The following is an 18539-nucleotide window of genomic DNA, read 5'->3' as shown; positions in this document are numbered from 1 at the left end:
CGACCTGAGGAACCAACCCCCCGATGCGTGCCAGTTTCGTGTTCAGCGAGGTCTTCACCGGCCTGCGCCGCAACATCACGATGACCATCGCGATGATCATCACTACGGCCATCTCGCTCGGCATGCTCGGCGGCGGGTTGCTGATCGTGCGGACCATCGACAAGATGCAGGTCAACTACATGGCCGACGTCGAGGTGTCGCTCTACCTGACGCAGGACGTCAGCGCCAACGACAAGACCTGCACCCAGGATCCCTGCCGTGGACTGCGGGCCGACCTGAACAGCAACCCGGCCGTCGAGTCCGTCGTGTTCGAGAACCGCGACCAGGCCTACGAGCGGTTCAAGCGGCTGTTCCAGGACAACCCGATCCTGGTGCAGTCGGCCCGCCCCGAGGCGCTGCCGGCCTCGTTGCAGGTCAAGCTGAAGGACCCGGGCCGCAGCGACGTCATCACCCAGGAGTACGGCGCCCGCCCCGGGGTGTCCAGGGTGGACGACCAGAAGCAGTTCCTGGACCGCTTCTTCGGCGTCCTCGGCGGTGTCCGCGACGGGGTGTTCGTCGTCGCCCTGATCCAGGCCCTCGCGGCGTTGCTGCTGATCTCCAACACGGTGCAGATCTCGGCGTTCACGCGCCGCAAGGAGGTCGGCATCATGCGGCTGGTCGGCGCCACGCGCTGGTACACCCAGCTGCCGTTCCTGCTGGAGGCGGTCGTCACCGGGGTGGTCGGCTGGGCGATCGCGGTGGGCGGCCTGATCGGGGCCAAGTTCGCCTTCGTCGACCGGATCCTGTCGGTGACCGGTGGCATCATCCCGAACGTCCAGGTGCTCGACGTGATCGTGGTGGCGCCGTGGCTGCTCCTCGCGTCGATCATCATCTCGGCCACCACCGGTTACGTCACGCTGCGGCTCTACGTCCGGCATTAACGCCGTGCCCGGGCCGGGACGTGTGGGATAACCTGGACCTATGCCCAAGGAACGAGGCTCCAAGGTGATCGCGTCGAACCGCCGCGCGCGGCACGACTACGCGGTGCTGGACACCTATGAGGCCGGGATCGCGCTGGTGGGCACCGAGGTGAAGAGCCTGCGCGCGGGCCGCGCCTCGCTCGTCGACGCGTTCGCCACCGTCGACGACGGTGAGGTGTGGCTGCGCAACGTCCACATCCCCGAGTACGAGCACGGCACGTGGACCAACCACGAGTCGCGGCGCAAGCGGAAGCTGCTGCTGCACCGCGGCGAGATCGAGAAGCTGATCGGCAAGACCAAGGAGGGCGGGCTGTCGCTCGTTCCGCTGTCGATGTACTTCAAGGACGGCAAGGTCAAGGTCGAGCTCGCCCTCGCCAAGGGCAAGAAGGCCTACGACAAGCGCCAGGACCTGGCCAAGCGGGATGCCCAGCGGGAGATCAGCCGGGCCGTGGGCCGCGCCTTGAAGGGCCGCCGCTAGGTGGGGCCGGAGCGCGACGAGGACATCGCGGCCTGGGTGCGCGGCCTCGGCCTGGACGGGCTCGTCGACCTGCACCTGCATTTCCTGCCCGAGCGGATGCTGGTCAAGGTCTGGGCGTACTTCGACACGATGCGGGAGCGCGCCGGCTACGACTGGCCCATTCAGTACCGGGTGTCCGAGGACGAGCGCGTCGCGCTGCTGGAGTCGTTCGGTGTCCTGCGGTACGCACCGCTGGCCTACCCGCACAAGCCGGGCATGGCGGAATGGCTCAACGGGTGGCTGCGCGAGTTCGCCGAGCGCGTGCCGGCTGCCGTGCCCACCGCGACGTTCTACCCCGAGCCTTCGGCCGCCACCTACGTCGCCGAGGCGCTGCGGGCCGGCGTCCGCTGCTTCAAGGCGCACGTCCAGGTGGGTGCCTACGACCCGCGGGACGAGCTGCTGGACCCGGCGTGGGGCCTGCTCGCCGAGGCCGGGGTGCCGGTCGTCGTGCACGCCGGCCACGGTCCCCACCGCGGCCCGCACACCGGGCTCGACGTGTTCGGCGAGGTGCTGGCGAAGCACCCGCGGCTGACCGCGGTGCTCGCGCACGCCGGGATGCCCGAGTACGACGAGGCGCTCGCGCTGGTCGAGCGGTACCCGCGCGTCCACCTGGACACCACCATGGTCGGCGTCCCGTTCACCGAGTCGCTGATGCCGCTGCCGCCGCACTGGACGGACCGGCTGGTGGACGTCGCCGACCGGGTCGTGCTCGGCACGGACTTCCCGAACATCCCGTACTCCTATGCCACCCAGCTGCGGGCGGTCGCCGGCTGGGCTGCCGACGACCGCCTCGGGGACGACTTCCTGCGGGCCGTCCTGCACGACACCCCCGCGAAACTGCTCAACCTCTGACGGCCACCCGCACCGGCTTGCTCACCAGCAGCAGCGCGGCCAGCACCAGCGCGACCCAGGGCAGCGGCCCGGAGAGCGAGCCGCCGTGGGCGGGCGCGGTGAACCCGTGGGCGGCCAGGCCGAGCAGCCCGCCGGAGGCCAGCACGGTTGCGGCGGCGAGCTGTCCGGTCGCGACCGCACCGCCCGGGGACGGCCGGGTTTCGAAGCGGCCGAACGCCTTCAGCAACCCGGCGAGCACCACCGCAGCGGCGACCACCCACACCGGGGCGACGGCGAACCAGTCGGCGCTGCCCGGCTCCGGCGTGGTGTAGCCGAAGCCCAGCACTGCGACACCCGCGACGACGACCAGCGCCGGCATGTGCCACAGGTACAGGCTCATGAACCGCGGGCCGCTCCAGCGCAGCACGGCGGCCACCGCCGGGCGCTCGGCGAGCGTGGTCAGGGTCGGCTTGAGCGCGAGCCAGAACCCGATCTGCCCGGCGGCGAGGCTCATCAGCACCGCCGTCGGCGGGCTCATGTTCGACACCGGCGCCCCCGGCATGCCGATCATGCTGCCCGGATACGGGCCGAACGCGACGGCCAGCGCAGTCACGCCGAACCCGGCGACAGCCAGCCCCGCCGCACCGCGCCGGCTCAACGTCGCGAGACGGCCCTCGACGTAGTGGAAGCCGAGCTGGTGCACGGCGAGCCACACGAACACGGCGTTGGCGTACCCGAGCGGGCCGAACACCTCGAACCGTCCGATGTCGACGATCACCGCGAGCCCCGTCAGCGCCAGCGGGACACCCAGGCCCCAGCGCCGGTGCGCGGCGAGCATGAGCGGTGTCGCGGCGACGGTGATCAGGTAGACGGCCAGGAACCACAGCAGCTGCCCGGCGATCGCACCGGCGATCTGCACCGGCTGCTCCGGTGCGCCGAGATCACGCAACAGGTCCGGGGCGAGCAGCCACACCGCGAACAACGGCAGGACCGGGATCAGCAGCCGCTTCAGCCGCGTGGACAGCCAGTCCCGGGTCGACGCCGCGCGGCGCAGGGACAACAGGTTCGCCGCACCGCCGGCGAAGAACACCATCGGCATCACCTGCGAGAGCCAGGTCAGCGCCCACCAGCCCGGGGTGGTCAGGGCGTTGCCGGTGGCCAGGGTGCCGTGGTCGTAGCTGAGCACCGGCATGAGCCAGTGCTGTCCGATGACCGCGAGGATCGCGGTCGCGCGGACCACGTCGAGGAAGGTGTCGCGGGCTCCGGCTGGGGCTTGCCGCAGGCTTTGTCGCATGGGTAGAGCCTGGTCGGCGCGGCTTTCCGGCACAGCCGGGCAGACCGCCGTCTTCTTCCGGGGGTCAGGTGCAGGATCGTGGTGGGGCAGGCCCCACCTACCGCTCGCGGGCCTCGCCGACCTCGGTGGCGGGCAGACCGCACAGCCGGTACTCCCAACCGGACTCCGGGGTGAAGCCGAGCTGGTAGAAGGTCTCGATCTTGGGGCCCTCGTGCAGGTGGACGTGCCGCACGATCGTGCCGCTCACCGGGTCGTCCAGCGTCTGCACCCGGCCGTCGAGGGGGCCGCCGAAGAACCGGACGTTCTCTTCGGTCATGGAGCCCTCCTCGTAGGGGAACGACGGCGACGTCCGCCCATGGTAGGTGAGGGTGCCCGCCCGGCGCCGCCGTCAGAACGGGTGAGGAGCGGTTCACCACACCGGGCGGACGGTGACGCTCCGATGCCGCGCCATCTCCGTCGCGAACGCGGACAACCCCTGGTGCAGCCGGGCGAACGCGTCGGCGCCGATCAGGTCCGCCCACCGCGCTTCGGCGGCCTGTGACAGCGCCACCACCCGATCGACACACTGCCGGCCCCGGGGAGCGAGGACGACCAGGCGGCTGCGCCGGTCGGTCGGGTGCGGGCGGCGCTCGACGTACCCGCGGGCGGCGAGCTCGTCGACCAGCTGGACGGCGGCCTGCTTGGTGATACCGAGGTGCTCGCCCAGCTCGACGGCGGTGGCGGGGCGGTGGGACAGGAAGTGGAAAGCGAACCCGTGTGCGGGCCGGACGTCGGCGAATCCCTCCTCGGCGAGGTGCGTGTGGATCTCGTCCATCAGCGCGCGGAACGTGAGCGCGAGCAGCCCCGGCATGTCCCCGGCGGTCAATGGTCAACCTCCTTGACTGTATGGTCAAGCTGCTTTACCGTACGACTGGTAAAGCTACTTGACTACTTGGAGGTCGTGATGCCTGTTGCCACGTTGGCGGAAGCGCCCCGGTTCGAGCGCGCGGGCGCGGTGTTCCGCCCGCTAGCCGTGCCCAGCCGCGGAGCCGTCGAGCTGGCCGTCTGGTCGCTGGAGCTCGCCCCGGGCGTTACCGGCGAGGAGCATTCGGTGAGCCGCGAGGAGGTCTTCGTACTCGACTCCGGCGCGCTGGAGGTGGTCCTCGGCGGCGAGACGCACCGGCTCACGCCGGGGGACGCGATGATCGTGCCCCCGGACACCCTGTTCCGCCTGGGCAACCCGGGCGCGGAACCGGCGCGCGCCACCGTGTGCACGTCGGCGGGAATGGTCGGCCGGGTCGGCGGCACCACGGTCGTGCCGCCGTGGGCGAGCTGAGTGGTCAGGCCCGGCCGAGGTAGGTGAGGACCGCGCGGACCCGGCGGTGCTCCTCGGCGCTGGCTTCCAGCCCGAGCTTGGCGAAGATGTTGCCGATGTGCTTCTCCACGGCGCCGTGCGAGACGACCAGCCGGGCGGCGATCGCCGAGTTCGACAGGCCCTGCGCCATCAGCCCGAGCACCTCGGACTCCCGCGCGGTCAGCGCGTCCAGCGGGTTCTTCCGCCCTCTGGCCATGACCTGCGCGATCACCTCCGGATCGATGGCCGTGCCGCCCCGCGCGACCCGGCGAACCGCGTCGAGGAAGTCGGCCACGTCGGCCACGCGTTCCTTCAGCAGGTAGCCGACCCCGCCGGCCCCGCCGGAGAGCAGTTCGACCGCGTAGCTCTCCTCGACGTACTGCGACAGCACCAGCACCGGCAGGCCCGGCACCGTCTCGCGGGCGGCCAGCGCGGCCCGCAGGCCCTCGTCGGTGAACGTCGGCGGCATCCGGACGTCGACGATCGCCAGGTCCGGCTTGTGCTCGGTGACCGCCCCGACCAGCGCGTCCCCCGTCTCCACCGCGGCGACCGTCTCGATGCCCTCGTCGGCGAGCAGCCGCTCGACCCCGGCACGCAACAGGACCGCGTCCTCCGCGATCACCACCCGCATCCGCAACCCCCGGTTCGTGAGTGAATCCGCCCTATTCACTCACGAACGGGGTCACCAGGTGCACGGCAGGTCGGCTCGCACCACGGTCGGCCCGCCCTGGGGGCTGACCACCGTCATCACACCGTCGATCGTCGCGGCCCGGTCGGCCAGCCCGGCCAGCCCGCCACCGGGCCGGACCTCCGCCCCGCCGTGCCCGTTGTCGGTGATCTCGACGACCACCTTGTCGTCCGTCCGCCACGCCTTGACCTGCGCTTCTGTCGCGCCGGAGTGCTTGGCGACGTTGGTCAGCGTCTCGCCCGCGATGAAGTAGGCGGTGGTTTCCACCGCCGCCGGGGGGCGCGGTTCGATGTCCACCGTCACCTCCACCGGGATCGGCGTCTTCGCCGCCAGTGCGGACAGGGCCGCGTCCAGGCCGCGATCGCCGAGCACCGCCGGGTAGATGCCGCGCGCGAGGTCCCGCAGCTCCGACACCGCGAGCTTGGCATCGGTGTGGGCCTCGTCGATCAGCGCGCGCGCCGCCTCCGGATCCCGGTCCAGCTTGTTCTTCACCCGGCCCAGGTTCAGCGCCACCGCGACCAGCCGCTGCTGCGCGCCGTCGTGCAGGTCCCGCTCGATGCGGCGGCGTTCGGCCTCTGCCGCGTCCACCCCGCGGGCCCGCGACGCCTGCAGCTGCTGCGCCTTGACCTGCAGCCGTTCCGCGCGGTTCGGGCCGAGCAGCGCGATCGCGAGCGAGCCGTGCATCCAGCCGATCCACGGCGCGACCCAGATCGCCATCGGCACCAGGATGATCGACACCAGGCCGACCGCGAACTCCACGACGCTGAGCGGGAACGCCACCAACAGGTACGCCAGGTCGCGCCACGTGGTGCCGTCCACCAGACGGCCCCGCCAGCGGCCCAGCAGATTGCCCTCGGCCGGCGCGCGGTCCGCGGGCGGCAGGGGAGTGCCCAGCACCTTCCGCACCCAGCGGCGCTCCAGGTCGCCGAAACCGCGGACCATGCTCGTGGTCCACAGCAGGATCGGGATGCCCACCCAGACCACCGTGGTCGCGATGCCGACCAGCGAGAGCGTCACCACCAGCACGAACTGGACCAGCCGCAGCGGGAAGGAGGCGACCATGTAGCCGATCGACCTCGCCGCTCCCGGGCGTGATTGCTCGATCGGCTGACTCCCCACGTCGCTCATCATGCCACCGGGGCCGGCGAGCCGATGTCCGATCCGGCGAGGCGACGGGCCCGCGGCCCCGGGCCGAGCACACCGCGGGCGAAGTGGGCGTGGGCCGTGCCGAGACCGCGGGTGACCACGGCTGCCAGCGCCAGGACGACCAGGCCCAGCGCGGCCCACGGCAGCGCCGCCACCGGCGAATCGACGACGATCCAGCGCAAGTCGAAGGACGGGAAGAAGTAGGCCCCGCCGGGCAGGCGCGTGCAGTAGAACGGCAGCGCGGCGAGCGCGAGCCCGATCGACCAGACGGTCACCACGACGACGAACTCGGCGATCCCCAGCGGCAGCAACACCACCAGGTAGAGCACTTCCCGCCAGGTCGCGCCGTCGCTGAGCCGCGCCAGCCACCGGGCCTTGACACCGGCCGCCGGCAACGGCTTGTACGGCGTCGCGATGTAGGTGCCGAGCATCCGGTGCACCCGGACGCGCTCGAGCTGCCCGGCACCCCGGGCGATCAGCACCGCGGCCGCGAGGACCGGCAGGCCCACCCACACCACGGCGGTGCCCAGGCCCGCGGTGAACAGCACCGCCATCACGCTGAACCCGGCGACGCCGAGCGGCAGGTTGCTCAGCAGGTACCCCAGCGAACCCAGCACCGCGGGACGCGGCCGGGTGCCGTCGGAATTGGTCACCGTCATGGTCCGTTCCTCTCTGTGGAGCACGTGACCAGCATCGCGAGGTTTCCGCTGGTGAACCATGGGGTGCGCGGGCATCCCCGGAGTAGGGACAACCCCACCCCGCCGGAACAAACCCGGTTGCCCGGGGCGTTATGCTGGTTGCGAAACACCATCAAGGGGGTGAACGGTTTCGACTCTGGACGTTGAGTCAAGGGAAGCGTGCCGGTGCAGGCGAGAGACCACCGTTAAGCGTCGTCGTAACCAAATAAGCGCCAAGACTAATAGTCAGCGCGACTTCGCCCTCGCTGCCTGAGCGAGTGCGAGTCTGTCGGCCCGGGAGCGCCTCCGTCCCGGTAGCCGGCATCAGCTAGGAGGCTCACCATCCGGACCCGGCCGCGGGGACCGGATGGGAAAACCACAGCGGCTGGGCCCGTCACACCGGCTTGTTCGCGTGACCGGTGGGGCCGAGTAGAGGCAGAGCGAACTGCGCACGGAGAAGCCTAGGCAAGGCGCCAGAGGACCCGGGTTCAATTCCCGGCACCTCCACTCGGCCGAAGGCCGGGACCTGCTCGCGGGGGACGCTCGCGGCGGTCTCGGCCTTCGTTGTGTTGTCGGGGGGTCGGACCCCCGGGCCCCCGCCAGGGGGCTTCGCCCCCTGGACCCCCATCCGGTGGTTACGTGGGGGAGGTGGGAAGGCCACGAACTCCTCCTGGGCGGCGGTCACCCGCGCCTCCATCTCGTCCAGCCCCGCGTACCGCCCGTAGTCGGTGAATTCGACGGCGTCCCTCCAGACGGCCGTGTAGCGGCTGGTCAGAGCGCGGAGATCGGTCACGACGGCGCGTAGGCGACCTTTCCTGCCATCTTCGGTCAGCGGAGTTGGCCCGGGTTCCGGCCGCCCACGCGGCGTGTCAGCGTGTCCGCCGTCGTCCGCACCTCGTGCGCCAGCTCGGGCCACGTCTCGGCGCAGCCGGCTGGGCAGACGTGGCGGAACGTCACCGCGACCGAGGCGAGGGGGCTGCCGTTGTGGTCGAACACCGCGTGCGCGACCGACGCGAAATCGGGTGTCACGTGGCCGTCCTCCACCGCCCAGCCGCGGGACCGGACCGCCGCCAGCGAACGCCGGAGCGCGGCCAGGGTCGCCGGGCCGCGGCCGGTGCGGCTCACGAACGCGGCGGCGCGCGGGTAGAGCGCCCGGACGTGGGTGTGCGGCAGGTGCGCCAGCAGTGCCTGACCGCTGGCCGGCAGGTGAGCCGGTAACCGCACCCCGACGTCGGTCACCAACGTCTCCGGCGCAGGCGGCCGCTCCTTCACCAGGTACAGCAGTTCGTTCCCGTGCAGCACGCCCAGCTGCGCCGGGTGCCCCACCCGGTCGGCGAGCTTGTGCAGCAGCGGCGTGGCCAGCCGTTCCAGCGGATCGTGCCGCAGGTAGGCCGAGCCCAGCTCGAAGGCCGCGATTCCCAGCCCGTACCGGCGTTCGGCCGGCAGGTGCACGACGAAACCGGCCGCCGCCAGCTCCGCGAGCAGGTGATAGGTCGTGGAGCGCGGCAGCCCCAGCTCGCGGGCGATCGCCCCCGCGGAGATCGGCCCCGGCCGGGTCGCCAGAACCCGCAGCACCGCCAGGCCGCGGCGGAGCGCGGGGACATCCGTCATCTGTCTGGGATACCAGACACAACCACCCGGTGGCGACCTCCGCCCGTCCTCGGGTGGAGGTGCAATGGGCCGATGAGCACAGTGCGGTTGGACTCCGGGCCCCTCGACCGGCAGCAGGTCGTCGCGGTGGCGCGCGGCGGTGCCCGGGTGGAGCTGACGGACGAGGTCCGCAAGACGCTCGGCGAGACCCGCCGCCACATCGACGCGCTCGCCGGCGCGGACCAGCCGACCTACGGCATTTCCACCGGATTCGGCGCCCTCGCGATCCGGCACATCCCCGCCGAGCGGCGCACCGCACTGCAGCGCTCGCTGATCCGGTCCCACGCGGCCGGCACCGGTCCCGCGGTCGAGCCGGAGGTGGTCCGCGCACTGATGCTGTTGCGGCTGCGCACCCTCGCGTCCGGCCACACCGGTGTCCGTCCGGAGACCGCGGAAACGCTGGCCGCGATGCTCAACGCCGGCATCGTCCCGGTCGTCCACGAGTACGGTTCGCTCGGCTGCTCCGGCGACCTCGCGCCGCTCGCGGCCGTGGCCCTCGCGCTGATGGGCGAGGGTGAGGTGCTCGACGGCCGCCCGGCGGCCGAAGCCCTCGCCGAGGCCGGGATCGAGCCGGTGACGCTCGCCGAGAAGGAGGGCCTCGCGCTCACCAACGGCACCGACGGGATGCTCGGCATGCTCGTCCTCGCCCTCGACGACCTGCGCCGCCTGCTCGACACCGCCGACCTGACCGCGGCGATGAGCGTGGAGGCGCTGCTCGGGACCGACCGGGCGTTCGCCGCGGACCTGCAGGCCCTGCGCCCGCACCCCGGGCAGGCGGTGTCCGCGCGCCGGATGTTCGCCGCCCTCGCGGACTCCGCGATCGTCGCGAGTCACCGCGGTCCGGAATGCACCCGCGGGCAGGACGCCTACTCGCTGCGGTGCGCGCCGCAGGTGCACGGCGCGGCGCGGGACACCGTCGCGCACGCCGAACTGGTCGCCGACCGGGAACTGGCCGCCGCGATCGACAACCCCGTCGTCCTCGCCGACGGGCGGGTCGAATCGAACGGCAACTTCCACGGTGCGCCACTCGCCTACGTGCTGGACTTCCTGGCGATCCCGCTCGCCGACGTCGCGAGCATCGCCGAGCGCCGCACGGACCGGATGCTCGACGTGTCCCGCTCGCACGGTCTGCCCGCGTTCCTCGCCGACGACCCCGGCGTCGACTCCGGGCACATGATCGCCCAGTACACGCAGGCCGCGATCGTCAGCGAGCTGAAACGGCTGGCCGTGCCGGCGTCGGTCGACTCCATTCCGAGCAGCGCCATGCAGGAGGACCACGTGTCGATGGGCTGGTCCGCGGCTCGCAAGCTGCGCCGCGCCGTCGACGGGCTGACCTCGGTGCTGGCGATCGAGCTGCTCACCGCCGCTCGTGCGCTGGACTTCCGGGCTCCGCTGCGGCCCGCACCGGTCACCGCCGCCGTTCGCGACCTGCTGCGGGAACGCGTCGCCGGGCCGGGGCCGGACCGCCACCTCGGGCCGGAGATCGCCGCCGCCGAAGAACTCGTCCGTTCGGGAGCCGTCCTGACCGCACTGGAGGAAGCATGAGCCGCACCGTCCGGGCCGCGCGCGGAACCACGCTGACGGCGAAGAACTGGCAGACCGAAGCCGCGCTGCGGATGCTGCACAACAACCTCGACCCCGAGGTCGCCGAGCGTCCGCAGGACCTGGTGGTCTACGGCGGCACCGGCAAGGCCGCCCGCGACTGGGCCAGCTTCGACGCCATCACCCGGTGCCTCACCGAGCTGGCGGAGGACGAAACCCTGCTGGTGCAGTCCGGCAAACCGGTGGGCGTGTTCCGCACGCACGAGTGGGCGCCCCGCGTGCTGATCGCGAACTCCAACCTCGTCGGCGACTGGGCGACCTGGCCCGAGTTCCGCCGGCTGGAGCAGCTCGGCCTGACGATGTACGGGCAGATGACTGCCGGCTCGTGGATCTACATCGGCACCCAGGGCATCCTGCAGGGCACCTACGAGACGTTCGCGGCCGTGGCGGCGAAACGGTTCGGCGGCACGCTCAAGGGGACGCTGACGGTCACCGCCGGGCTGGGCGGCATGGGTGGTGCGCAACCCCTCGCGATCACCATGAACGGTGGTACCGCGCTCGTGGTGGAATGCGATCCGGCGCGGGCCCGCCGCCGCCTGGACACCCGGTACCTCGACGAGCTGGCGTCCGATGTGGACTCCGCCGTGCGCAGGGTGACCGCTGCCAAACGGGCCGGTGAGGCGGTGTCCGTCGGCGTGATCGGCAACGCCGCCGAACTGCTGCCGGACCTGTTGCGGCGCGGGCTCGAGGCGGACGTCGTCACCGACCAGACCTCGGCGCACGACCCGCTCGCCTATCTGCCGATCGGTGTGGACGTCGCCGACTGGCACGACTACGCGACCGCGAAACCGGACGAGTTCACCGACCGCTCGCGCGAGTCGATGGCCGAGCACGCCGGGGCCATGGTCGGATTCCTGGATGCCGGTGCGGAAGTGTTCGACTACGGCAACTCCTTACGTGGTGAGGCGAAGCTCGGTGGTTGTGCGCGGGCGTTCGACTACCCCGGTTTCGTGCCCGCCTACATCCGGCCGTTGTTCTGCGAGGGCAAGGGCCCGTTCCGCTGGGCCGCCCTCTCCGGTGAACCGGCGGACATCGCCGCGACCGACCGCGCCATCCTCGACCTGTTCGGGGACGACCACTCCCTCGCCCGATGGATCCGGATGGCCGGCGAACGCGTGGCGTACCAGGGGCTTCCGGCGCGCATCTGCTGGCTGGGTTACGGCGAACGGCACCTGGCCGGCCTGCGGTTCAACGAGATGGTCGCGAGCGGTGAGCTGAGCGCACCGGTCGTGATCGGCCGTGACCACCTGGACGCGGGCAGCGTGGCATCGCCGTACCGGGAGACCGAGGCGATGGCCGACGGCTCGGACGCGATCGCCGACTGGCCGCTGTTGAACGCCCTGGTCAACACCGCGTCCGGCGCGAGCTGGGTGTCGCTGCACCACGGCGGCGGTGTCGGTATCGGGCGCTCCATCCACGCCGGTCAGGTGTGCGTGGCGGACGGCACGCCGCTCGCGGCGCGGAAGATCGAGCGGGTGCTGACCAACGACCCGGGGATGGGCGTGATCCGGCACGTGGATGCCGGGTACGAGCGCGCCGCCGAGGTGGCGGCGGAGCGCGGGGTGCGCGTGCCGATGCGGGAGGAGGCGTGAGCCTGCTCGACGACCTCGCCGCAGTGGGCCGCGCTCCCGGTGGTGGGTACGCCCGGCACGTGTTCGACCGCGCGGACACCGAGCTGCGGGAGTGGTTCCGGGAGCAGGCCGGGCGCCGCGGGCTGGATGTCGAGACCGATCGCAACGGCAACCTCTGGGCGTGGTGGGGCGAGCCGGGACCGGACGCGCTGGTCACCGGCAGCCACCTCGATTCGGTGCCCGGCGGGGGCGCGTTCGACGGCCCGCTCGGCGTGGTGAGTGCGCTGGAGGCGGTGTCGCGGCTGCCGGCGCGCCCGGCGCGGCCCTTCGCCGTCGTCGTGTTCGCCGAGGAGGAGGGTGGCCGTTTCGGCGTGCCGTGCCTGGGGTCGCGGCTGCTGACCGGCGCCCTCGATCCGGACCGCGCGCGGGCGCTGCGCGATCCGGACGGCGTGACGCTCGCCGAGGCTGCGGCGCGCGCCGGGGTGGATCCGGCGCGGTTGGGCCGCGACGACGAGGCTCTCGGCCGCATCGGAACGTTCGTCGAGCTGCACGTCGAGCAGGGGCGGGCGCTGGACGTGCCGGTGGGCGTCGGGAGCACGGTACTGGAGCACGGGCGGTGGCGGTTCTCGTTCACCGGTCAAGGGAACCACGCGGGTACGACAATTCTGGCCGACCGGCGCGATCCCATGCTGCCCGCGGCCGAAGTGGTGCTCGCCGCCCGCCGCCTCGCGTCCACAGTGGATGGACGAGCGACCGTGGGGCGGCTCGTGCCGCGACCGGGCGGGACGAACGTCATCGCCTCCACTGTGGACCTGTGGTTGGACGCCCGCGGGCGCAGCCGCGAGGTCGTGGCGGAGCTGACCGATGCGGCCCGGGCGGCCGCGGCGGCCGAAGGCTGCACGGTCACGGTCACCGAGGAATCCTACGGTGGCACCGTCACCTTCGACCCCGCGCTGTGTGACCGGCTCACCGGTCTGCTGGGCGCGCCCGAACTGCCCACCGGGGCCGGGCACGACGCCGCGATCCTCGCCGCGCACACGGCCACCGCGATGCTGTACGTGCGCAACCCGACCGGCATCAGCCACGCGCCGGAGGAGTTCGCCGAGGACGCCGACGTGGAAGCGGGCGTGGTCGCGCTCACCCGGGTCCTGGAGGACTTGTCGACATGACGATCTTGTGGGCCGAGTACGCGTGGTTGCCGGACGGCGTCGCGTCCGGGGTCCGGATCGAGATCGCCGACGGCCGGTTCACCACGATCACCCCGGATGCGCCGCGGTCGGGGACGGTGCTCACCGGCCTGGCGATGCCCGGTTTCGCCAATGGGCACTCGCACGCCTTCCACCGCGCGCTGCGCGGCCGCACGCACCACGACCGCGGCACGTTCTGGACCTGGCGGGAGCGGATGTACGCGCTGGCCGGACGGCTCGACCCGGACTCCTACCACCGGCTCGCGCGCGGCGTCTACGCCGAGATGGCGCTCGCCGGGTACACGGCGGTCGGGGAGTTCCACTACCTGCACCACGCGCCGGGCGGGCGGCGCTACGCCGACCCGAACGCCATGGGTCACGCGCTGATCCAGGCCGCCGAGGACGCCGGCATCCGGCTCACCCTGCTCGACACCTGCTACCTCACCGGCGGGTTCGGGCGCGAGCTGTCCGGTGTGCAGCTCCGCTTCGGCGACGGGGACGTGGACGGCTGGGCAGCGCGCGTCGGCGCGATCAAGCCCGGCGCCGCGCGGGTGGGCGCGGCCGTGCACTCCGTCCGCGCCGTGCCCGCCGACCAGTTGCCGTCCTTCGCCCGCACCGGATCCGGTCCGCTGCACGTCCACCTGTCCGAGCAGCGGGCCGAGAACGACGACTGCCGCGCGCACCACGGGTGCACCCCCGCGGAGCTGCTGGACCGCGCGGGCGTCCTCGGGCCGGGCACCGTCGCCGTGCACGCGACGCACCTGACGGACTCCGACGTCGGCCTGCTGTCCCGGTCGGGGACCGGCGTGTGCTTCTGCCCGACCACCGAACGCGACCTCGGCGACGGGATCGGTCCGGCGAGACCCCTGGCGGACGCGGGCGTGCCGCTGTCCCTGGGCAGCGACAGTCAGGCCGTGATCGACCCGTTCGACGAACTGCGGTCGCTCGAGCTGCACGAACGGCTCGCCGCCGGGGAACGCGGGCGGTTCGGCGTCGCGGAGCTGGTCGACGCGGCGACCCGGCACGCGGCGATCGGGTGGGACGCCGGCCGGGTGGCCGCCGGGGCGCCGGCCGATCTGGTCGTGGTGGCACTGGACTCGGTGCGCACCGCGGGAACCGAACCCGCGGGCGTGCCGTTCGCCGCCTCGGCCGCGGACGTGACCGACGTCCTGGTCGATGGGCGCTGGGTCGTGCGCGACCGGGTGCACCGGCTGGTCGACCGCCCCTCGGCGGCGCTGGCGGACGAGGTGGAGGCGTTGTGGCGGTCCTGATCACCGGTATCGGCGAGCTCACCACGAACGACGACGAACTCGGCACGATCCACCACGGCGCGATCGTGTTCGACGGTCCTGCGATCGCCTGGGTCGGTCCGGCCGCGGCGGCACCCGACGCGGACGAACGCGTCGACGTCGAGGGCCGCGCCGCGCTGCCCGGGTGGGTCGACAGCCACACGCACCTGGTCTTCGCCGGCGACCGGACCGCCGAGTTCGAAGCGCGGATGGCCGGGCAGCCGTACGCGGCGGGTGGCATCGCGGTCACCACGGCGGCGACGCGGAAGGCCACCGACGCCGAGCTGACCGCGAACCTGCGCCGCCACGTGGCCGAGGCGGCGCGGCAGGGCACCACCTGCCTGGAGACCAAGACCGGCTACGGCCTGACGGTCGGCGACGAGGCCCGGTCCGCCCGGATCGCGGCCGCGGTCGCCGACGAGGTGACCTTCCTCGGCGCCCACCTCGTGCCACCCGGGTCGGACGCGGAATCCTATGTGGATCTCGTGTGCGGGGAGATGCTCGACGCGGTGGCCGGATCGGTGCGCTGGGCCGACGTGTTCTGCGAGACCGGGGCGTTCGACGAGGCGCAGTCGGAACGGGTCCTGCGTGCCGCCGCCCGGCACGGCCTCGGCCTGCGGGTGCACGGGAACCAGCTCGGCCCCGGGCCGGGGGTGCAGCTCGCGGTGCGGCTCGGCGCCGCCAGCGTGGACCATTGCTCCCATTTGTCCGATCAGGACGTGGCGGCGCTCGCGTCGTCGGAGACGGTGGCGACCCTGCTGCCCGCGTGCGACCTGTCCACCCGCCAGCCGCTCGCACCGGCTCGCAGGCTGCTCGACGCCGGAGCGACCGTGGCGCTCGCCACGAACGCCAACCCCGGCAGCTCGTACACCACGTCGATGGCCTTCTGCGTGGCGACGGCCGTGCTGCAGATGGGCCTGTCCGTCGACGAGGCGGTGCGCGCCGCCACCCTCGGCGGGGCGCGTGCGCTCCGCCGGACCGACGTGGGCGTGCTCCGCCCGGGTGCCCGGGCCGACCTGCACGTACTCGACGCGCCCGCGCGCACGCACCTCGCCTACCGCCCCGGGGTGCCGCTCACCTGGCGCGTCTGGCGGAAGGGTTCCGCTGTGGCGTAAGGCAAATCACTCCGGCGGCCAGTTCACCGGAAGTTCATCGACCACCGGCGGGGGGCCATCACCCGAACGGTACCGTGGTGGGTGTGGACCTCTCGCTGATCGTCCTCGTGGTCATCGTCGCCGCACTGGCGTTCGACTTCACCAACGGCTTCCACGACACCGCCAACGCCATGGCGACCTCCATCGCGACCGGCGCCTTGAGACCCAAGGTCGCGGTCACCATCTCCGCCGTGCTCAACCTCGTCGGCGCGTTCCTGTCGGTCGAGGTCGCCAAGACCATCTCGGGCGGCATCGTCGACGACACCAAGGTCACCCCCGTGGTCGTCTTCGCCGGACTGGTCGGCGCGATCCTGTGGAACCTGGTGACCTGGCTGGTCGGGTTGCCCTCCAGCTCCTCCCACGCGTTGTTCGGCGGGCTGATCGGCGCGGTCTGGGTCGCCTCGGGCGCCGACGCGGTCCACTTCGCCAAGGTCGTGCAGAAGGTCCTGATCCCGGCCGTGGCCTCGCCCCTGGTGGCGGGTCTGATCGCGGTCGTCGGCACCTACCTCGTCTACCGGATCACCGCACAGGTGCGGCAGGACGTGGTGAGCAAGTCGTTCAAGCGCGCGCAGGTGCTGTCGGCGTCGCTGGTCTCGCTCGCGCACGGCACTAACGACGCGCAGAAGACCATGGGTGTCATCACCCTGACGCTGATCTCGTCGGGTGCGCTGGCCGCCGGATCCGGTCCGCCGCTGTGGGTGGTGCTCAGCGCCGGGCTCGCAATCGCGCTCGGCACCTACGTGGGCGGCTGGCGGATCATCCACACCATGGGCCGCAAGATCACCGACGTGCAGACGCCCCAGGGGTTCGCCGCGGAGACCAGCGCGGCCGCCACGATCCTGGCCTCCTCGCACCTCGGGTTCGCGCTGTCCACCACGCACGTCTGCTCCGGCGGCATCATCGGCTCGGGTGTCGGTCGGCGCCTCGCCGAGGTGCGCTGGAGCGTCGCCGGCCGGATGGCGCTGGCCTGGCTGCTGACGCTGCCGGCCGCGGCCGCCGTCGGCGCGGTGTCCGCCGAGGTCGCGACGATGGGCACCGTGGGCACGGTCGTGGTCGGCCTCGTGCTGGTGGCCGCGGCGCTGGGCATCTGGCTGTGGTCGCGGCGCAACCCGGTGACGCCGGAGTCGATGGCTGCCGAGCAGCCGGTTCCCGTGGCGGCCTGAGGAGGCGTTCGTGCACATCGACTGGGCTGCGCTGGGCAGCGTGTTCGTGACCGCCCTGGCGGCGGTGGCCGTGGTCACCGGGTTGTTCGCGGCGGGCGTGCGGGGAGTCGCCGCCCGCACCGACGACCGGGAGAGCGGCGGAACCGGTGCGGCGGGCACGCTGACGGCGGGCGTGTGCTTCGCCGCGTGCGCGGCCGTCGTGCTGTACGGGATCTACCTCATCGTGGCGGCCTGACCGGTAGGTGGGCGAGCACGTTGACCACCGTGCCGCCCGGGTCCTCGACGAAGAACCGCCGCACCCCCCACGGCTCGTCGGTGAGGGGGTAGACGATCCGCCGCCCGGCGCGCCGCGCCGCGTCGTGGATGGCGTCGACGGCCGCGGGGTCGCCGACGTCGACACCGAACGACGGCGCGGGAGTGTCCCCGTCCGGCAGGACGATGACCTGCGCGGCCGGGTTGTCCGGGGAGCGCAGGGTCAGCACCGGGTCGGTCATGGCCTCCTCGAGCCCGAGGAGGCGGACGTAGAAATCCCTGGCCGCGGCCGGTTCGGTCGCGCCCGCGTAGGCGATGATGCGGTTGATCACCCGTCCATCGTGCCGCGCGCCCGCCCGCGCCGGCTTGGCGAAATGGGAACCCGGTGACTCAGCGGAGGTGCTCCGGCAGCGCCGCGACCCGTTCCGGCGGCAGGAGCTCCCGCACCTTCGCGATCTTCGACGGGTCGTCCAGCAGGGCGGCGACCTCGGGCAGCGCCGCGTCCGGGATGAACCGGAGGCTCGCCGCGATCGTCGCGTCGGGCAGGTGGTCCACGAACGACGCGATGGTGATCCAGTCCTGTCGCCCGGTCAGCTCGCGCGCCACCGCCACGACCACGCCGGCCGGCAGCTTCGCGATGATGCCCCGCGCTCGCCGCGGGTCCAGCTCGGCGGCCACGTCTGCCAGGAACGACGGCGACAGGCGCCCCGCGATCTCCGCCCCGCGGGACGCTTCGACCAGGCCGGCGATGCGTGCCGCGAGCAGCGGCCCGAACACCCGCTCGGCCATCTTCGCCAGCACCGGCGTGGGCAGCAGCTTGCTCGCACCGGCCATCCGCTCCAGCACCCCCAGGTGCGCGTCGAACAACACGGTCGTGGCGCGTTCCCGCAGCTCGCGCAGGTCCGCCACGGGCACCTCGGCGAGGTAGCCGAGCCGTTCGGCGCCGACGCCCAGCACCCGCGCGAGCTTGCGGATCTCCGCTTCCTGAGGAGTCACAGGCCGACCGCCTTCCGCACCGCGGGCCGCAGCAGGGCGGGCACGAACTTCAGCGCGTCGTTGCCCGCCTTGGCCAGCGCCGCCGCCTGCCGCCGCCGGGCGCTGCGCAGCGCGTCCGCCAGGTCCCGCTGGTGCGCCGGGTCCAGCGCGGCGACGCCCGGGGGCGGTTCGGCGCCGAGCTGTTCGGTCAGGGTGCGTTCGGCCATGGCGATCATCATGCCTAATGTCAC

21 protein-coding genes and 1 other RNA gene are annotated in these 18539 nt (G+C 72.6%); 12 read left to right on the top strand and 10 right to left on the bottom strand.

What is annotated here, in order from left to right:
- Positions 1–23: 23 nt before the first annotated feature.
- The 3 genes from ftsX to FHX46_RS23795 are packed head-to-tail and all read left to right on the top strand — an operon-like array spanning position 24 to position 2328.
- Complete coding sequence (gene ftsX, locus FHX46_RS23805; protein ID WP_167119170.1) at positions 24–920, top strand: permease-like cell division protein FtsX; 897 nt, start codon at positions 24–26, stop codon at positions 918–920.
- 40 nt (positions 921–960) lie between these two features.
- Positions 961–1437, top strand: coding sequence for an SsrA-binding protein SmpB (smpB, locus tag FHX46_RS23800; protein ID WP_167099463.1), 477 nt, complete (start codon positions 961–963; stop codon positions 1435–1437).
- The gene (locus tag FHX46_RS23795; protein WP_167119167.1) at positions 1438–2328 is read left to right on the top strand and encodes an amidohydrolase family protein; all 891 of its coding nucleotides are present in this window, start codon (positions 1438–1440) and stop codon (positions 2326–2328) included.
- On the opposite strand, the gene FHX46_RS23790 is transcribed toward FHX46_RS23795, so the two are convergent.
- From FHX46_RS23790 to FHX46_RS23780, 3 genes are all read right to left on the bottom strand, one after another.
- Positions 2318–3601, bottom strand: coding sequence for an acyltransferase family protein (locus FHX46_RS23790; RefSeq protein WP_167119164.1), 1284 nt, complete (start codon positions 3599–3601; stop codon positions 2318–2320). The two genes, FHX46_RS23795 and FHX46_RS23790, sit on opposite strands and share 11 nt — an antisense overlap.
- Before the next feature lie 97 nt (positions 3602–3698).
- Positions 3699–3917 (bottom strand): hypothetical protein, encoded by a 219-nt coding sequence (locus tag FHX46_RS23785; protein ID WP_167119162.1) that lies wholly within the window; start codon positions 3915–3917, stop codon positions 3699–3701.
- A 93-nt stretch (positions 3918–4010) separates the two neighbouring features.
- On the bottom strand, positions 4011–4466 hold the full coding sequence (locus FHX46_RS23780; protein ID WP_167119159.1) for a MarR family winged helix-turn-helix transcriptional regulator: 456 nt from the start codon (positions 4464–4466) through the stop codon (positions 4011–4013).
- 78 nt (positions 4467–4544) lie between these two features.
- Between FHX46_RS23780 and FHX46_RS23775 the strand changes: the two genes are divergently transcribed.
- On the top strand, positions 4545–4916 hold the full coding sequence (locus FHX46_RS23775) for a cupin domain-containing protein (protein WP_167119156.1): 372 nt from the start codon (positions 4545–4547) through the stop codon (positions 4914–4916).
- A gap of 4 nt (positions 4917–4920) precedes the next feature.
- Here FHX46_RS23775 and FHX46_RS23770 read toward each other — a convergent pair whose 3' ends face one another.
- From FHX46_RS23770 to FHX46_RS23760, 3 genes are all read right to left on the bottom strand, one after another.
- Positions 4921–5565 carry a response regulator transcription factor gene (locus FHX46_RS23770; protein ID WP_167119153.1) on the bottom strand — a complete coding sequence of 215 codons (645 nt, stop codon included), beginning with the start codon at positions 5563–5565 and terminating at the stop codon, positions 4921–4923.
- Between the two features lie 51 nt (positions 5566–5616).
- Positions 5617–6684 (bottom strand): sensor histidine kinase, encoded by a 1068-nt coding sequence (locus FHX46_RS23765; RefSeq protein ID WP_390622659.1) that lies wholly within the window; start codon positions 6682–6684, stop codon positions 5617–5619.
- Positions 6685–6749: 65 nt separating this feature from the next.
- Positions 6750–7427 (bottom strand): sensor domain-containing protein, encoded by a 678-nt coding sequence (locus FHX46_RS23760; RefSeq protein WP_167119147.1) that lies wholly within the window; start codon positions 7425–7427, stop codon positions 6750–6752.
- 155 nt (positions 7428–7582) lie between these two features.
- Between FHX46_RS23760 and ssrA the strand changes: the two genes are divergently transcribed.
- Positions 7583–7955: a transfer-messenger RNA gene (ssrA, locus tag FHX46_RS23755) on the top strand.
- Positions 7956–8273: 318 nt separating this feature from the next.
- On the opposite strand, the gene FHX46_RS23750 is transcribed toward ssrA, so the two are convergent.
- On the bottom strand, positions 8274–9056 hold the full coding sequence (locus FHX46_RS23750) for an IclR family transcriptional regulator (protein WP_167119144.1): 783 nt from the start codon (positions 9054–9056) through the stop codon (positions 8274–8276).
- Positions 9057–9128: 72 nt separating this feature from the next.
- Here FHX46_RS23750 and hutH point away from each other — a divergent pair, with 72 nt between their 5' ends.
- From hutH to FHX46_RS23715, 7 genes are all read left to right on the top strand, one after another.
- Positions 9129–10640, top strand: a complete 1512-nt coding sequence (hutH, locus tag FHX46_RS23745) for a histidine ammonia-lyase (protein ID WP_167119142.1) — start codon at positions 9129–9131, stop codon at positions 10638–10640.
- Positions 10637–12289 carry a urocanate hydratase gene (hutU, locus tag FHX46_RS23740; protein WP_167119139.1) on the top strand — a complete coding sequence of 551 codons (1653 nt, stop codon included), beginning with the start codon at positions 10637–10639 and terminating at the stop codon, positions 12287–12289. The genes hutH and hutU overlap by 4 nt, the downstream gene beginning before the upstream one ends.
- Positions 12286–13437, top strand: coding sequence for an allantoate amidohydrolase (locus tag FHX46_RS23735; protein WP_167119136.1), 1152 nt, complete (start codon positions 12286–12288; stop codon positions 13435–13437). The genes hutU and FHX46_RS23735 overlap by 4 nt, the downstream gene beginning before the upstream one ends.
- Positions 13434–14726 (top strand): formimidoylglutamate deiminase, encoded by a 1293-nt coding sequence (locus FHX46_RS23730; RefSeq protein WP_167119133.1) that lies wholly within the window; start codon positions 13434–13436, stop codon positions 14724–14726. The genes FHX46_RS23735 and FHX46_RS23730 overlap by 4 nt, the downstream gene beginning before the upstream one ends.
- Positions 14714–15859, top strand: a complete 1146-nt coding sequence (gene hutI, locus FHX46_RS23725; protein ID WP_167119130.1) for an imidazolonepropionase — start codon at positions 14714–14716, stop codon at positions 15857–15859. Before FHX46_RS23730 ends, hutI begins: the two co-directional genes overlap by 13 nt.
- 83 nt (positions 15860–15942) lie before the next feature.
- Positions 15943–17061 carry an inorganic phosphate transporter gene (locus FHX46_RS23720; protein WP_167119127.1) on the top strand — a complete coding sequence of 373 codons (1119 nt, stop codon included), beginning with the start codon at positions 15943–15945 and terminating at the stop codon, positions 17059–17061.
- 10 nt (positions 17062–17071) lie between these two features.
- The gene (locus tag FHX46_RS23715) at positions 17072–17296 is read left to right on the top strand and encodes a hypothetical protein (RefSeq protein ID WP_167099416.1); all 225 of its coding nucleotides are present in this window, start codon (positions 17072–17074) and stop codon (positions 17294–17296) included.
- On the opposite strand, the gene FHX46_RS23710 is transcribed toward FHX46_RS23715, so the two are convergent.
- From FHX46_RS23710 to FHX46_RS23700, 3 genes are read right to left on the bottom strand one after another with little or no spacing between them, the layout of a single operon-like run.
- Entirely contained in the window at positions 17280–17645 is a 366-nt protein-coding gene (locus FHX46_RS23710) for a VOC family protein (RefSeq protein WP_167119124.1), read from the bottom strand. The two genes, FHX46_RS23715 and FHX46_RS23710, sit on opposite strands and share 17 nt — an antisense overlap.
- 58 nt (positions 17646–17703) lie before the next feature.
- Positions 17704–18309 (bottom strand): hypothetical protein, encoded by a 606-nt coding sequence (locus FHX46_RS23705; RefSeq protein ID WP_167119121.1) that lies wholly within the window; start codon positions 18307–18309, stop codon positions 17704–17706.
- The gene (locus FHX46_RS23700; protein ID WP_167119118.1) at positions 18306–18515 is read right to left on the bottom strand and encodes a hypothetical protein; all 210 of its coding nucleotides are present in this window, start codon (positions 18513–18515) and stop codon (positions 18306–18308) included. Before FHX46_RS23700 ends, FHX46_RS23705 begins: the two co-directional genes overlap by 4 nt.
- Positions 18516–18539 lie beyond the last annotated feature (24 nt).

Source organism: Amycolatopsis viridis (assembly GCF_011758765.1).
Taxonomy (GTDB): domain Bacteria; phylum Actinomycetota; class Actinomycetes; order Mycobacteriales; family Pseudonocardiaceae; genus Amycolatopsis_E; species Amycolatopsis_E viridis.
Note: the sequence above shows the minus strand (reverse complement) of the source record. Positions and strands in the feature narration are given on the sequence as shown.

Excerpts from the sequence above, each read along its gene's own strand:
- ftsX (WP_167119170.1), top strand. The coding sequence starts at position 24 with ATGCGTGCCAGTTTCGTGTTCAGCGAGGTCTTCACCGGCCTGCGCCGC.
- smpB (WP_167099463.1), top strand. The coding sequence starts at position 961 with ATGCCCAAGGAACGAGGCTCCAAGGTGATCGCGTCGAACCGCCGCGCG.
- FHX46_RS23790 (WP_167119164.1), bottom strand. The coding sequence starts at position 3,601 with ATGCGACAAAGCCTGCGGCAAGCCCCAGCCGGAGCCCGCGACACCTTC.
- FHX46_RS23785 (WP_167119162.1), bottom strand. The coding sequence starts at position 3,917 with ATGACCGAAGAGAACGTCCGGTTCTTCGGCGGCCCCCTCGACGGCCGG.
- FHX46_RS23775 (WP_167119156.1), top strand. The coding sequence starts at position 4,545 with ATGCCTGTTGCCACGTTGGCGGAAGCGCCCCGGTTCGAGCGCGCGGGC.
- FHX46_RS23770 (WP_167119153.1), bottom strand. The coding sequence starts at position 5,565 with ATGCGGGTGGTGATCGCGGAGGACGCGGTCCTGTTGCGTGCCGGGGTC.
- FHX46_RS23765 (WP_390622659.1), bottom strand. The coding sequence starts at position 6,684 with ATGGTCGCCTCCTTCCCGCTGCGGCTGGTCCAGTTCGTGCTGGTGGTG.
- FHX46_RS23760 (WP_167119147.1), bottom strand. The coding sequence starts at position 7,427 with ATGACGGTGACCAATTCCGACGGCACCCGGCCGCGTCCCGCGGTGCTG.
- FHX46_RS23750 (WP_167119144.1), bottom strand. The coding sequence starts at position 9,056 with ATGACGGATGTCCCCGCGCTCCGCCGCGGCCTGGCGGTGCTGCGGGTT.
- hutH (WP_167119142.1), top strand. The coding sequence starts at position 9,129 with ATGAGCACAGTGCGGTTGGACTCCGGGCCCCTCGACCGGCAGCAGGTC.
- hutU (WP_167119139.1), top strand. The coding sequence starts at position 10,637 with ATGAGCCGCACCGTCCGGGCCGCGCGCGGAACCACGCTGACGGCGAAG.
- FHX46_RS23730 (WP_167119133.1), top strand. The coding sequence starts at position 13,434 with ATGACGATCTTGTGGGCCGAGTACGCGTGGTTGCCGGACGGCGTCGCG.
- FHX46_RS23700 (WP_167119118.1), bottom strand. The coding sequence starts at position 18,515 with ATGGCCGAACGCACCCTGACCGAACAGCTCGGCGCCGAACCGCCCCCG.